Origin of the sequence: Williamsia sp. Leaf354 (genome assembly GCF_001424365.1) — a bacterium.
Classification (GTDB): Bacteria; Actinomycetota; Actinomycetes; order Mycobacteriales; family Mycobacteriaceae; genus Williamsia_A.
This window is the reverse complement of record NZ_LMPL01000001.1, coordinates 550,663-564,691: the sequence shown is the minus strand read 5'-3', so window position 1 is coordinate 564,691 and position 14,029 is coordinate 550,663. Positions and strand designations below refer to the sequence as shown.

Genomic DNA, 14,029 nt, shown 5'->3' with positions numbered 1-14,029 from the left:
GCGCAGCTGGTGTCACCAGCCTACGGCGATCGCGGCGACCACCACGGCGGCGACGAAGACGATGGCGATGACGTCGCTCATGCCGGGTCGTCGATCGGCACGGGCGACCGATCCGATCCCGCCGCGGTTGTCCATCGCGGTGGCCACCTCGCGCGCATTCTGCACCGCCAACGAGCACGCGATGGGCATGCATGCCGACCACTGTTCGACCCGCTGCTGGGCCGACCGCTTCCCGGGCGTACGACGCTGCCCGACGGTCTGCAGCAACACCCGGAAGTCGGAGATCATGAACGGCAGCAGACGGAGCGCGACGGTCACCGCGACCGCGACGGGCTGCAGCGGGATGCCGACCCGCCGCGCCCACCCGACGACCCGCTGCCCGAACGCGGGCACCTCGGCCATCGGCGTGGTCCAGCAGAAGATCAGCGACAGATAGAACGACACGATCGTGATCGAGATGAGCACGGCCCAGGTGCTCGCGCCACCGAGCCCGAGCCGGACGTCGAAGACCGTCACGAACGGCTTGCCGCCGCCCATCGCGGTGACGAAACCACCCAGGCCCATCAGGGCGAAGATCCACCACGGCAGCCGCGGCAGGGCGGCGACGGGGATGCGACCGGCGAGTGTCCATGCCGCGGCGATGAGCACCGAGGCGCCGACGGTGATCCAGCCCGGATCGATCGCGAACATCAGGGCCGTCGCGACGATGGCGAACACCTTGCTGCCCACCCACAGTCGATGCGCCGGCGACGGCCGGGGCAGAACACGTCCCACGACACCGGCCATCGACGCCCGAGAGGGACGCTTCTCGATCGTCGGCGGACGCGGCGGGAGGACCGCGACGTCGATCGCGCGGTCGGCGATGGCGCGCAATTCGTTCAGGTCATGGGTGACGATGACGAGCGTGGTGCCCGATGCGCGCACCCGTTGCAGGGCCGCGACCATGGCGATCCGCGACGCGTCGTCGAGTCCGGCGAGCGGTTCGTCGAGCACCAGGACCCGGGGGCGTGCGGCGAGGAGTCCGGCCAGCGCGACCCGCCGCTGCTGTCCGACGCTGAGGTGATCGACGCGCATCTCGGCCACCACCGAAGGGTCGAGACCCAACTCGCGCAACGACTCCCACACCAGACGGCCGTTGGAGCGGTCGACACCGGCGGCGTCGCAGATGTCGTCGCGGACACGGGAGCGCACCAGTGACAGTCGTGCGTACTGGTGGCCGAACAGTGCGCCGTCGCGGTTGTTGAGAACCGGCTCACCGTCGAGATGCACCTCGCCGGCGTCGGGCTTCTCGATCCCGGCGAGCAGGCGGGCCAGCGTGGACTTGCCCGCACCGTTGGCGCCGGTGACCAGCACGGTCTGACCCGGCGCGATGGTCATGTCGATGTCGGCGAGGACCTCGCGGTGCCACGGGGTGCCGCTGTCGTGGGCGAACCGCAGACCGCGGACATCGAGCCGCCCGCCGCGAATCCAGTTGCGGCGGTTGCCCGCAGGCGGTGTCGCGGGTTCGGTGTCGCCACCGGGGACGACGATCGTCGCGTCGGCGGCGGCGATCTCGCGCGGGTCGTGGGTCACGTGCACCACGGCGGTGCCCCCGTCGGCGAGTCGGCGGTAGGTGGTCATCAACGCCTCACGACCCGGGCCGTCGATCATCGCGGTGCTCTCGTCGCTCACCAGCAACTGCGGATCGCGGGCGAGGGCCCCGGCGATCGCGAGTCGTTGCAGTTGTCCCCCGGACAGTCGGGAGGTCTCGGCGTCGAGCGCGACATCGAGACCCACACGGTCCAGCAGCGCCCGCGCGCGTTCGGGGGTCATCGTGGGATCACCCCAGGCGAGGTCGTCGCCGACCTGCAGACCGAGCACACCGGTCTCGGGGCGTTGCCCGATGACAGCGGTGCCGCCGGGCGCGCCGAGGCCGGGATTGCCCGCACGGTTCACGACACCGGTGGTCGGGGCGCGGCCCGAGATGACCCGGGCGAGAGTCGATTTACCCGCCCCGTTGCGTCCGGCGACAGCGGTGAGACGACCGGGCGCGATGTCGGCGTTCATCCCCCACACGGTCGGGGTGGTGGCCCCGGGGTGGGTGACCGACACATCGCGCAGTTCCATCGGGACCGGCGCGATACGGCCGGTCTCCTCCACCAGCACATCGGTCGACGGCGGACCGAGACGACGTGCCAGCGACTGCGCCGGGCGCTTGACGAACAGGTAGGTGAACAGCGCGGTGAACACGACGCCGAGAAGTGTCGCGACGGGGATGGTGATCGGCCAGACCCGCAGGGCGCTCACCACCGCGCGGTCGATCTGCTCGACCTGGGTCGCGCCGGCGTTGCCGATCAGTCGCGCCGCACCGCCGACGCTGTTGCGGATGTTGTCGAAGATGAACTCGCGGTAGCTCGAGAACACCGCGAGGCCCGCGGTGGTCAGCGCCGCCGACGGGACCCCGAGACCGAGGATCGCCCCGGCGACGACGGTCGGCGGCGACCAGAGGCGCCGGATCGCGATGCCCGCGAAGCACCCGGACAACGCGGCAGCGGCCACCATGTTCGCCGTGCCGTATCCACCGAAGAGCAGCGCCACGATCCATCCGGTGACCCCGGCGAGGATGCACACCGACAGGCGTCGTCGGATGCCGAGGACGGCGAACGGGATCGACGAGACGAGGATCGCGGCCCCCGCGATCGGCAGCACCCGGCTCAGCACGCAGATCGCGGCGGCCACATCGGCGAGCGCCGCGGCCTCGGCCGCCTCGATGGCGCTGATCCGCAACCGCCGACGCCCGTCGACGGACTGCCTGCGTACCCGCGACTTCTCCAGGACGGAACTCACGCCCACCGCCCTCTCATCGTTCACACGTCATGTCCGTATCCAGGGTGCCAGAGCAGCGAACCCGCACGTCGCGGAGCGCGACGATGCATGAGAGTTCGGCCAGGGTCGCGGCCGTGTCGCGACGCCCCCACCTCGCGGAGCCGACCGTTTCTGAGGAAATGCTGCGAGTTCACAGACGGCGGTGACCACGACACCGTCGGGCGACTACCTAGGCTGACGGCATGTCAGCCACGATCTCCCGCATGCCCCGATGGGTCACGGTGTTCCTCGGTGTGGTGACGGTGTCGGTGATCGTCGGTGGAGCGGTGTTCGCCGCGGGCGCACCGTCGCGACCGATCGCGGCGCCACAGGCCGCCGACCCCCGACCGGAGAAAGTACAGTCCGCCCGCGACTCGCTGTCGGAGGCCAAGCTGCTGTTCGGCTTCCTGAACGCGGCCGTCGCGGGCGGGTCGGCGACGGTGACCACGCTGACCGACGGTGTCGGGCAGATCTTCGACGCGGTCGACACCGCCGGACGCGGATCGCAGCAGCTGGTGACGGCGCTCGAGCAGGCTCCGTCGTTGGCCGCGGCGGGTGGGCAGGTGTCGCAGCTGACGGCCCGGGCCGCCGACGCACTCGGAGAGGTGTCGCGGTTGTCCGACGCCGCCGCGCCGATCGACGACCTCGTCGACCGCATCGTCAACGCGGTCGAGTCCAACGCCATACCGGGGGCGCGGAGCAGTCTGCCCGCGCTGCGATCGCTGCAGAGGGCCACCGGTGATCTCACGTCACAGACCGAGGCGATCGCCGGATTGCGTCGGGCGTTGGCGGGTCTGGGACCGGCGGCGCGGTCATCGGCGGGAACCGTCGACGCGGGCATCTCCTCCGCGCGGCAGTCGGCCGGTCAGCTCAGCGAGGGCTTCGCGACGCTGTCCTCCGCACGCCCCCGGGTGGTCGAGGCGGCGAACTCGTTCACCAAGACCTTCGGCCAGCTGACCACCGTGCTGAAGACCATCGACAGCCGCATCGGTGCCGCGCAGGCCGACCTGGGTCCGACCGCCGCGATCACCCCGCCGGAGTCGGCGCGCCAGACACAGGTGATCCTCGCCCGCGACAACGCACCGTTGGTCGCGCGGTCGCTCCTGTGGGCCGGCGTCGCGGGACTGATCACGCTGCTGGTGCTGGGCGGCGTCCCGACCGTTCTCGGCTACCGGTCGCGCCGACGCGCGACGGTCGTCGACACCGCCGCCGACTGACCGCGCCGGCAGGTCACGACGCGCCGGACTCGAAGGTGCCGTGGCGGCCCGCGCCGGACACGAATCGCCCTGCGCCCTGTGCGGTGCCGTTCACCAACGATGTCGCACCGTGGCGGGTCTCGTTGAGCAGCGCCTGGTCGAGGGTGAGGCCGTCCTGTTCGAGCACCGACATCCGGTCCTCACGCATGCAGGTCTGCGGGAACGCGGCGAGGTCGTGGGCGAGCGCGACGGCGACCTCCAGGGCGGTTCCCGCGGGGGCGATCCGATTGACGAGTCCGATGGCGTGCGCCTCGGTCGCGTCGACCGGGCGTCCGGTGAGGATGAGGTCCATCGCGCGGCTCTCGCCGATGAGGCGGGGCAGCCGGACGGTTCCGCCGTCGATCAGCGGCACCCCCCACCGACGACAGAAGACCCCCAGGGTGGCGTTCTCGTCGGCCACGCGCAGATCGGCCCAGAGGGCGAGTTCGAGACCACCGGCGACGGCGTATCCCTCGATCGCGGCGATCACCGGTTTGCCCAGACGCATCCGGGAGACCCCCATCGGGGCGTCGCCGTCGGGAGCGAACCGGTTGATGCGCTCGGGATCACCCGCGGCGATGGCCCCGAGATCGGCACCGGCACAGAAGGTGCCACCGAGTCCGTGGAGGATCGCTACCGCGGCGTCGTCGTCGGCGTCGAAGTCGCGAAACGCCTGCGCGAGGGCCTCGGCGGTCGGGCGATCGACCGCGTTGCGCACCTCGGGGCGGTCGATGGCGATGACGGTCACCGGACCGTCGTGACGCACCTGTACCAGCTCGGCCATGGGTCGACAGTAGACCCGCGCGGTACGGGCCCGGGCCGGTCAGGCCACCGATAGTGTTGCGGCGATGAGCGACGACTCGAACCTGACGACCCCGACACAGGGCGGCGACCGGCCCGCCGGATGGCGCGACGACTGGACCTCGGGGCCACCGGTGTCGGCGTTGGGCGACCGCACCCCGCCGGACACACTCGACTACCCGACGCTGACCTACGAGGTGACCGGACGCATCGCGCGGATCACCTTCAACCGGCCCGCGCACGGGAACGCGATCACCTCCGACACCCCGCGCGACATCGCGGCGGCCGTCGAGCACGCCGATCTCGATCCGCGCGTGCACGTGATCCTGCTGTCGGGTCGCGGCAAGGGTTTCTGCGGCGGGTACGACCTCGGCATGTTCGCCGAACGCTGGCAGGACCCGGGCGCCGACGAGTCGCGGACGTCGGTGCACGAGGTGGGTGTCGACGGCACCGTGCTCGACCCGATGGTCCAGGCGACCAACCACAACCCGGCCGGTCAGTGGGACCCGATGGTCGATTTCGCGATGATGAGCCGCAACGGCCGAGGCTTCTCGAGCCTGCTGCACGCGAACAAGCCGGTGGTGGCGAAGCTGCACGGGTTCTGCATCGCCGGCGGCACCGACATCGCCCTGCACTGCGACCAGATCATCACCGCCGACGACGTCCGCATCGGTTATCCGCCGGTGCGGGTGTGGGGTGTGCCGTCCACCGGTCTGTGGGCCCATCGCATCGGAGACCAGCGCGCCAAGCGGATGCTGTTCACCGGCGACAGCATCGACGGGAAGACCGCGCTCGACTGGGGTCTCGCCGTCGAATCGGCACCGGCCGATCGTCTCGACGAGGTGGTGGAGGACTACGTCGCCCGCATCGCCGCGATGCCGATCAACCAGTTGATGATGGTCAAACTCGCCCTCAACAGCGCGCTGCTGTCACAGGGGGTGGCCAACTCGGCCATGATCAGCACCGTCTTCGACGGCGTGTCGCGACACACGCGCGAGGGCTACGCGTTCCAGACACGTTCGGCGACATCGGGATTCAAGCAGGCAGTGCGGGAGCGGGACGAGCCGTTCGGCGATCACAAGAAGGGGTGAGGGTGACCATCGCTCGGGAGGGGGGCCGCAGCTACGGGGGCGAGAGCCCGGTGGCGCGGGACGAACGACGGCGACGACAACTACTGGACGCGGGCCTGTCGATCTTCGGTTCGGTGGGTTTCCGCGCGGCGACCGTACGGGGCCTGTGCCGCGAGGCCCGCGTCGCCGATCGCTATTTCTACGAACAGTTCCCGACCCTCGAGGACCTGTTGCTCGCGGTGTACGCCGAATGCGTCGACCGGATGATGGCTGCCGTCGTCGCCGAACTCGCCGCCCTGCCAACGGATGCCACGACCGTGGTCCGAGCCAGTCGCGGGCTCGACGCGTTCTTCGGCGTGACCGAGAACCCGTTGCTCGCGCGCGTGGTGTGGCTCGAGGTCCTCGGGGTGAGCCCTCGGGTCGACCGGCTCTATCTCGACACCCTCAACCGGTTCGGCGACCTGCTGCTGTCGCAGATGCGGGCGGATCAGCAGGCTCCCGTCGACGAGGCCGAGCGCCGTGTCCTCGCGACGGCAGCCGTCGGCGGCATCCGACAGACGGGCACCGCCTGGCTGATCGACGGGTACACGACCGATCGGCGGGTGCTGGTCGCGGCGTCGACGCGGTTCCTCGTGGCCATCGCGGAGTCGGATCACTGATCGACCATCTCGCCGTCGTGGTGACGCCGATGCGTTAATCTGATGACGCTTGTCATCGGATGAAGGGTGCGCGCCATGGCGGAGATCGACCACGACTGGGTCGTCATCGGGTCCGGCTTCGGCGGCAGCGTCGCCGCCCTGCGGCTGGCCGAGAAGGGCTACGACGTCACCGTGCTCGAGAAGGGCCGTCGCTTCGCCGACACCGATTTCGCCTCGAGCGCCTGGCAGGTCGGCAAACTGTTGTGGGCACCGTTCGCGGGTCTGCGCGGCATCATGGCCATGACCCCGTTCTCCCACGTCACCGTCATCAGCGGGGTGGGCGTCGGCGGCGGGTCGCTGGTCTACGGCAACACCCTCTACGTCCCGCACTCCGACGATTTCTACCGTCACCCCCAGTGGGCCGATCTCGCCGACTGGCGCAGCGAACTCGCTCCCCACTTCGCGACCGCCCAGACGATGCTCGGCGTCACCACGTTCGTCGGCGAGGGACCGAGCGAGGACCTGATGCGTGACATCGCCGCCGACCTCGGCGCGAGCGACCGGATCCACACCACCGAGGTCGGGGTGTTCCTCGGCGAACCCGGGAAGCGGGTCCCCGACCCCTACTTCGACGGCGCCGGCCCCGACCGTGCGGGCTGCATCCGGTGCGGTCAGTGCATGCTCGGATGCCGCCACAACGCGAAGAACACCCTGGTGAAGAACTACCTCCACCTGGCCGAACGCCTCGGCGCCCGGGTGGAGGCCGAACGGACCGTCGTCGACATCCGTCCGATCGGCGCCGCCGACGGTTCCGACGGCTACGAGGTCACCACCGTCCGATCCGGCGGCATCCTGCGTCGCGACCGGCAGACGATCCGCACGCATGGCGTTATCGTGGCCGGCGGCGCACTGGGCACCAACCTGCTGCTGCGCACACTGCGCGACCGCGGCAGCCTGCCCCGACTGAGCGACCGGCTCGGCCACCTCGTGCGCACCAACAGCGAGGCCATCGTCGCGGTGACGTCGAACGACCCGAAAGCCGACCTGCGCAGCGACATCGCCATCACCACGAGCATCCATCCCGACGAACACACGCATTTCACCAACAACACCTACGGACTCGGCGGCGACGCCATGGGCCTCACGTTCGGTCCGCTCACCGGCGGTCGTCTCCGAGTGGGACAGTTCGTCCTCGCGATGCTCGCGCGCCCGTTGCGCTGGCTGAGCCCCACGCGACTGTCGGGGTGGTCGAGGCGTTCGGTGGTGTTCACCATCATGCAGAGCACCGACACCGCACTCCGGCTGCGACGCCGGAACCGGTTCAGCCGCATCAACACCGCGGTCGGCGACGGCGACGCGCCCCTCGGCGACCTCCCGATCGCGCGGACGATCGCCGAGTCGGCGGTCCGGCACATCGGCGGGGGCGGTTACGGTTCCACCGCGGTCACCGAATCGCTGCTCGCCCGCCCGACCACCGCGCACATCCTCGGTGGCGCGGTCATCGCCGACTCACCCGCACACGGTGTCGTGGATCGCTTCCGTCGCGCCTTCGGCTACGAGAACCTGCTGATCACCGACGGCTCGACGGTCGCCGCCAACGCCGGGGTGAACCCCAGCCTCACCATCACCGCGATGGCCGAGGAAGCGATGTCGCATGTGCCGCACAAGAATCCGACCACACCGTTCGCGGCGCGCCCGACCACGGTGAGCGCGCGATGAGCGGCGCGGGTTCCTGGGTCAGCGCGGGCCGCCATGCGGTGGTGACCGGCGGTTCGTCGGGTCTGGGACTGGAGATCAGTCGCCAGTTGGTCGAACGCGGTGTCGGGGTCACGCTGCTCGCCCGGGACGAGGCGAAGCTCGCCACGGCGGCGAAGGCGTTGCGCGCGCAGGTCGCCGACGCGGCGGTACGCACCCTGTCGGTCGACGTCTCCGACCCCGATGCGCTCGTGGATGCGTTCGCCGGACTCGCCGCCGACCATCCGATCGACGTGCTGATCAACTCGGCGGGCATCATGCGCGAGGGCTACTTCGAGACACTGCCCGCCTCGGCGTTCACCGACGTCATGGACATCAACTTCTTCGGCACCGTGAACGCCATTCGTGCTGTGCTGCCGCATCTTCCGCATCCCAGCGGGCGAATCGTGAACATCGCCTCCCTCGCCGGCCTCACCGGGGTCTTCGGCTACACGCCGTACTGTGCGGCCAAACACGCCCTCGTCGGTTTCACGAACGCACTGCGTTTCGAGATGGAACCGCAGGGCATCGGGGTGCACCTGATCTGCCCCGGCGAGTTCGACTCCCCGCTCGTGGAGGCACTCGATGCCACCCGCACCCCCGAGAACCGTGCCCACACGTTGACGATCCCGAAGGTGCCGGTGGAGACGATCGCGCGGGAGACGGTGGCGGCGTTGGACTCCGGCCGTGACCAGGTCATACCGGGACGTGTGCCCGCACTGGTCTCCACCGGCCAACGACTGCTCCCCGCCGCGGGCAAGCTGGTGGGCCGCCGCAAGGTCGCTCAGGTCTACCGAGGTCCCGGCCACCGATAGTCGGTAGAGTGTCCCGCCCGCCGGGAAACCTCGCCGACTCCGTGGCCGGCGCTACTGTCGGGCGGTGACCGGCGAATCGGATGACTCGGACGTGGTCGACCCGCGCATCGTCGCCCGGATTCGCGCGATCTGCACGGGCTTCCCCGAGGTGGTGGAACAGCGCGCATGGGTCGGAGACCGGTGGCGTATCCGCGCCGCGACGTTCGCGCACGTGTTGCTGGTGTCGCACGGGGCGCCGGCGTCGTACGCCCGGGCGATCGGATCCGATGACATCGCAGTGCCGGTCCTGACCTTCTCGTCGGCGCCGCCGGAGATCGATGCACTCGAGCGGATCGGGCTGCCGTTCTTCCGGCCCAGGTGGTCGGCGTCCGTGCTCGGCATGGTGCTGCCCGATCCGGCCGCGATCGACTGGGACGAGGTGGTCGAGTTGCTCACCGAGAGCTATTGCCTCCGCGCGCCCTGTCGGCTCGCCGCACTCGTCGACCGACCTGGCGACTGAGATGTGCCGCTGAGAACGCCAGCGATGCCCATACAGCGCTGCTGACCCGTGGAGTGAGAAATCTCGGCGCGGCGCTCAGGCCGACTTCTTCGCCGCGGCCTTCTTCGCGGGCGCCTTCTTCGCAGGTGCCTTTTTCGCAGCGGTCTTGCGGGGCGCGGCCTTCGCGGCCGGCGCCTTCTTCGCGGGTGCCTTCTCCTCGTCGGAACCCGAGTCGTCCGATGCCGATGTGTCCGGGCCGCCGCGGTTCTTCACCGATGCGCGCAGTGCGGCGAGCAGGTCGGCCACCTCGGAGTCGTCGTCGCCCGAGTCGTCGGTCTCGGCGACCGGGAACGCCTCGGTCCCCTCGGCTTTCGCCTCGATCAGCTTGCTCAGCTCGAGCTGGTAGGTGTCCTCGTACTCCGACGGGTCGAAATCGCCTGCCATGGTGTCGATCAACGACTGCGCCATCTCGAGTTCCTGCGGGCGGATGGTCGGCTCGTCCTCGAGCGCGGGGAACTCGGCCTTGCGGACCTCGTCGGGCCACAGCAGGGTCTGCAGGGTCATCACGTTGTCGACCACGCGCAGCGCCGCGAGCCGGGTCCGGTTGCGGAGCGTGAACGTCACGACGGCCACTCGGTCGCTGTCGGCGAGCGCCTGACGCAACAGCACGTACGCCTTCGGCGACTTCGACGCCGGTTCGAGGTAATAGGGCTTGTCGTAGTAGATCGGGTCGATCTGCTCACGTGGCACGAACCCGGTGATCGAGATCTCGGGGCTCTTCTGCACCGGCAGCTCGGCGAGGTCGGACTTGGTGAGGATCACCGTCTCGCCGCTGTCGCTCTCGTACGCGTTGGCGATGTCGGAGAACTCGACCTCGGTGTCGGTGCCCTCGCGCACCTTGCGGTAGCGGATGCGGGTGCCGTCCTTCGCGTCGACCTGGTGCGAGGTGCGGTCATGAGACTCCGTGGCGGAGTACACCTTGACCGGCACGTTGACCAGGCCAAAGCTCAGATCGCCTTTCCAGATCGAGCGCATGGGGATCATTGTGCCGACCTCGGGCGCGGTGCGCAGCCCCCTGGGCCGTGTCGATGCAGATCAGTGACCCGGCGGGGTTGCCTCGGCATCGGCTCGGGGCTCGGTCTCGACCAGCGTCAACGCCAGTCGCGGGCAGGCCCGGACCGCCCGCCGTGCCCGGCCGGTGGCGTCGTGCGGCACCTCGGGTCGGCGGCGGCCGTCGCGGCTCACCGGGTAACCCCACTCGTCGCGGTCGAACACCTCGGGCATCAGTTCGGCGCACAGGCCGCGGCCGTCGCAGGCGGTCCAGTCGATGTGCAGAGCGGTCATCGGATCTGTCCCGCCGCGACCTCGTCGGCGAACACCCGCAGTGCCGAGCGCACCATGTGAGCGGTGCCGTCGGGATGGCTGCACGCGCCGCGTCCGTCGATGGTGTCGGCGAGGGTGATCGCGCGGTGCGCGGCGTGGGCTCCCGCACCGGCGGCCACGGCCGTCATCGCCTCGGCCAGCGCGGGCATCCCGAACCGGCACGGACCGCACTGCCCCGCACTCTCGTGCGCGAGGTGGCCGACGATCTCGGCGACGACGGGCAGACCGCGCTCGCCGCGCATCAGGTACGAGAACACGCCGGCACCGGGACTCGCCCCGACCTCCGACAGCGACCGTGCCGACAGGGCCAGCCGCGGGACCGCGCGTCCGTCGACCCACGTGCCGTGGAACCCCCCGACGAGGACCGCGCGGAGATCGGTCGGGTCGACCGAGATGCGTCGGAGCATCACCGCCAGCGGGGTCCCGAGGTCGGTCTCGACGACGCCGTCGAGGCCGGCCCGGCCGGACAGGGTGACCAGTGCGGTGCCGGGTTCGGCGGCGGTGCCGCGGCCCCGGAACCACGCGGCGCCGTTGCGGTGGATGAGCGCGACGTGGGCGAGCGTCTCGACGTTCTGCACCAGCGTGGGTCGGCCGCCGACACCGCGGACCGCGCTCGGGACCATCCGATTGCGGGGGAGACCCGGCCCGCCGGAGAGCAGGTCGACGATGGCGGTGGTCTCGCCGTCGACGAAGCGCCCCGCGGTCGCGGTCACCGTCACGGGGGTGCGATCCCATCCCGACGCGGCGCGCTCGGCGACGAGCGCGGCGAGCTCGTCGACGCGGTGCGCGGGCACGCAGAGGTGGGCGGCCTGTGCGCCCACGGCCTCGGCGACCGCGGCGAGGCCGTCGAGCACCAGGTGCGGCGACTGCCGGAGCAGGACGGCGTCCTTGCCGCTGAGCGGCTCACCCTCGGCGCCGTTGGCGACGACGATCGGTCGGTTGCGTCGTCGTGCTGCGTGCGCGGTGGCCTCGATCTTGCGGGCGACCGGGAAGGCCGCGCCGCCACGACCCGTGAGCCCTGCCGCCGCGATCAGATCGATGAGGTCGCGACCGCGACGGGCCCTCGCCCCGTAGATCTCGTGGTGCCGCCGCAGCGAGCCGCCGGCACCGGTCAGCAGTCGGTCGGCGGGATGGTCGGACGCCGTGGCGCGGTGCCGCGACGGGCGGGGTTCGGTGATCGCGGTCATGCGGTCGCCACCTCTCGTGGTCGGGAGAACTCGGTGAAACGGGGGTGCAGTCGGATGCCGACGGCGATGAGCACGGCGACGACGCAGCACGCGGTGATGGCCCACATCCACGGGGCGCCGCTGTCGCTGCCCGCACCGAGCCCGTGCGCGACCGCGATGGGCCACAGTCCGTAGGCGGCCCAGTGGATGCTTCGAAATGCTTTCTGCCCGATGCGATGTCGGAGGAGTGCGCTGAGCACCACCACGACCACAAGGTCCAGGGTCAGCGTGCCCAGGCCCACCCAGAACCACTCGTAACCGCCGCCGAACGGGACGACCACGTCGACGAGGTCGAGCTGCGCGTACGGGTCGACGACGAGAGTCGTGACGTGCACCGCGATGAGCAATGTCGCCGAGAGAGAGGCGAACTGGTGCATTGACACCACACCGAAGCGCGGCAGTCCGGCGACCCCACGCCCCGATCGTGTCGCGATGCCGAGCACCATCGACACCGTCAGCATCATGAGAGCGGTGATGCCGGTGCCGCGGCCCAGCGCCCAGAGGGCCTCGTCGCTCACGCCGCCATCTCCGCATCCTGCGGCCAGCCGCCCAGCCCGACGACGGTCCCGTCGGCCGCGACCAGACGGGCGGGCAGCCCGGTGGACTCGATCCAGTGCTGTCCCGCAGCGCCTTTGACGATGGCGCCGGTGGTCAGCGTGTTGGCGTCGACGCACCGGCGGGCGACCACGGTCACGGTGCGCCAATGCCGTGCGGCCGGCTCACCCGTGCGGGGATCGATGATGTGGTGCACGCTGCGGCCCTTGTGGGTCCACTGTCGGCGCAGCGTGCTGGAGGTGGCCACCGCGCAGTCACCGACGAGTCCGATCTGTGCCGCGGGTTCGGGCCGCCCGTCGGCGGGGACGTCCTGGACCAGGATCTGCCAGCCGCCGGAGGGGGCGTCCCCGCGAGCGCTGATGTCGCCTCCGAGGTTCACCATGGCGCCGCAACCGATCTCGTCGGCGATGACCTCGGCGGCGAGGTCCGCGGCCACCGCCTTGGCGGTCGCCCCGAGATCGAGGAGCACGCCCTCGGGGACGGTGAGAATGTCGGCGTGGCGCCGGATCATCGTGTGATCGGCCTCGTGCACGGCGACGCTGGGTCCCGCGGTCAGTCCGCTCGCGCGGTCGGCGACGACATCGGCGAAGTCGCGGTCGTATCCCAGCGCGACGAGTCGTCGACCGATGGTGGGGTCGACGGCGCCGCCGGAGGCACGGGCGGCGTCGAGCGCGGCGTCGACGAGGGTCGCCAGGACCGGGGTGATCCGCGTGGGGTGCCCACGCCGGATCGACCGTCCGTACAGCTCGGCGTCGGGACGGAACCGGCTGCAGGCGGCGTCGACATCGGCGAGAACGGCATCGACGACGGCGCGCGCCTCCACGAGACGATCGGGGTCGGTGACGACCAGCGAGGCCTCGAGTCCCCACACACTCCAGGTGGACGTGGCGCAGACCGATGACGCACGGGGGTGATTCATGAGCCGCTCGTCTGGCCGTGGGTGTCGCCCGAGCCGGCGGTCACGGTGGGCGCGGTGCCGTAGGACGAGGTGCCAGACGAATCCGACCCGCTCGAGTCGGTTCCGGTCGAATCGGTGGTCCCGGTGGAGGTCGATCCCGTCGAGGTCGTGGTGGACGTCGTGGAGGTCGAGGTGCCGGTCGACCCGGTGTCGGCGTAGGCCAGGCCCGAGGTGATCCCGACGGCGGCGAGTGCGCTCGCCGCGAGAGCGCCGGCGGCCCATCGTGCTCGTCGGATCCCGCGTTGGGGTGTGTTCACGGCTGACTCCTTCGCATCTCGCGGCGACCGCTCGT

Annotated in this window: 14 protein-coding genes; 6 read left to right on the top strand and 8 right to left on the bottom strand. The window is 70.7% G+C overall.

Translation table 11 applies throughout. From position 1 onward, the window contains the following. Positions 1 to 12 precede the first annotated feature (12 nt). On the bottom strand, positions 13 to 2,826 hold the full coding sequence (locus tag ASG12_RS02645) for an ATP-binding cassette domain-containing protein (protein WP_235455900.1): 2,814 nt from the start codon (positions 2,824 to 2,826) through the stop codon (positions 13 to 15). A 221-nt stretch (positions 2,827 to 3,047) separates the two neighbouring features. Here ASG12_RS02645 and ASG12_RS02640 point away from each other — a divergent pair, with 221 nt between their 5' ends. Continuing rightward, positions 3,048 to 4,061 (top strand): hypothetical protein, encoded by a 1,014-nt coding sequence (locus ASG12_RS02640; protein ID WP_055784842.1) that lies wholly within the window; start codon positions 3,048 to 3,050, stop codon positions 4,059 to 4,061. 13 nt (positions 4,062 to 4,074) lie between these two features. Here ASG12_RS02640 and ASG12_RS02635 read toward each other — a convergent pair whose 3' ends face one another. Beyond that, a complete protein-coding gene (locus ASG12_RS02635) occupies positions 4,075 to 4,863 on the bottom strand; it encodes a crotonase/enoyl-CoA hydratase family protein (RefSeq protein WP_055784839.1) in 789 nt (262 codons plus the stop codon). A gap of 64 nt (positions 4,864 to 4,927) precedes the next feature. Here ASG12_RS02635 and ASG12_RS02630 point away from each other — a divergent pair, with 64 nt between their 5' ends. From ASG12_RS02630 to ASG12_RS02610, 5 genes are all read left to right on the top strand, one after another. Further along, a complete protein-coding gene (locus tag ASG12_RS02630) occupies positions 4,928 to 5,971 on the top strand; it encodes a crotonase/enoyl-CoA hydratase family protein (protein WP_055784837.1) in 1,044 nt (347 codons plus the stop codon). A 2-nt stretch (positions 5,972 to 5,973) separates the two neighbouring features. Continuing rightward, positions 5,974 to 6,609 carry a TetR/AcrR family transcriptional regulator gene (locus tag ASG12_RS21855; protein WP_055784834.1) on the top strand — a complete coding sequence of 212 codons (636 nt, stop codon included), beginning with the start codon at positions 5,974 to 5,976 and terminating at the stop codon, positions 6,607 to 6,609. 75 nt (positions 6,610 to 6,684) lie between these two features. Then, positions 6,685 to 8,307, top strand: coding sequence for an FAD-dependent oxidoreductase (locus ASG12_RS02620; protein ID WP_055784832.1), 1,623 nt, complete (start codon positions 6,685 to 6,687; stop codon positions 8,305 to 8,307). Further along, entirely contained in the window at positions 8,304 to 9,137 is an 834-nt protein-coding gene (locus ASG12_RS02615) for an SDR family NAD(P)-dependent oxidoreductase (RefSeq protein WP_055784830.1), read from the top strand. Before ASG12_RS02620 ends, ASG12_RS02615 begins: the two co-directional genes overlap by 4 nt. A gap of 64 nt (positions 9,138 to 9,201) precedes the next feature. Continuing rightward, positions 9,202 to 9,636: a hypothetical protein gene (locus ASG12_RS02610; RefSeq protein ID WP_055784828.1), complete on the top strand. Its 435-nt coding sequence runs from the start codon at positions 9,202 to 9,204 to the stop codon at positions 9,634 to 9,636. Positions 9,637 to 9,711: 75 nt separating this feature from the next. Here ASG12_RS02610 and ku read toward each other — a convergent pair whose 3' ends face one another. Genes ku through ASG12_RS02580 form a run of 6 tightly spaced genes read right to left on the bottom strand, consistent with a single transcriptional unit; the run spans position 9,712 to position 13,994 of the window. Beyond that, the gene (gene ku / locus ASG12_RS02605) at positions 9,712 to 10,650 is read right to left on the bottom strand and encodes a non-homologous end joining protein Ku (RefSeq protein ID WP_055784825.1); all 939 of its coding nucleotides are present in this window, start codon (positions 10,648 to 10,650) and stop codon (positions 9,712 to 9,714) included. A 60-nt stretch (positions 10,651 to 10,710) separates the two neighbouring features. Continuing rightward, entirely contained in the window at positions 10,711 to 10,959 is a 249-nt protein-coding gene (locus tag ASG12_RS02600) for a ferredoxin (RefSeq protein ID WP_055784823.1), read from the bottom strand. Next, positions 10,956 to 12,185: an NADH-ubiquinone oxidoreductase-F iron-sulfur binding region domain-containing protein gene (locus ASG12_RS02595; RefSeq protein WP_082501590.1), complete on the bottom strand. Its 1,230-nt coding sequence runs from the start codon at positions 12,183 to 12,185 to the stop codon at positions 10,956 to 10,958. Before ASG12_RS02595 ends, ASG12_RS02600 begins: the two co-directional genes overlap by 4 nt. Further along, the gene (locus ASG12_RS02590; protein ID WP_055784820.1) at positions 12,182 to 12,742 is read right to left on the bottom strand and encodes a ferric reductase-like transmembrane domain-containing protein; all 561 of its coding nucleotides are present in this window, start codon (positions 12,740 to 12,742) and stop codon (positions 12,182 to 12,184) included. Before ASG12_RS02590 ends, ASG12_RS02595 begins: the two co-directional genes overlap by 4 nt. Beyond that, a complete protein-coding gene (locus tag ASG12_RS02585) occupies positions 12,739 to 13,698 on the bottom strand; it encodes an FAD:protein FMN transferase (RefSeq protein ID WP_055784818.1) in 960 nt (319 codons plus the stop codon). The genes ASG12_RS02590 and ASG12_RS02585 overlap by 4 nt, the downstream gene beginning before the upstream one ends. Next, positions 13,695 to 13,994 (bottom strand): hypothetical protein, encoded by a 300-nt coding sequence (locus tag ASG12_RS02580; RefSeq protein ID WP_055784816.1) that lies wholly within the window; start codon positions 13,992 to 13,994, stop codon positions 13,695 to 13,697. Before ASG12_RS02580 ends, ASG12_RS02585 begins: the two co-directional genes overlap by 4 nt. Between the last annotated feature and the right edge of the window lie 35 nt (positions 13,995 to 14,029).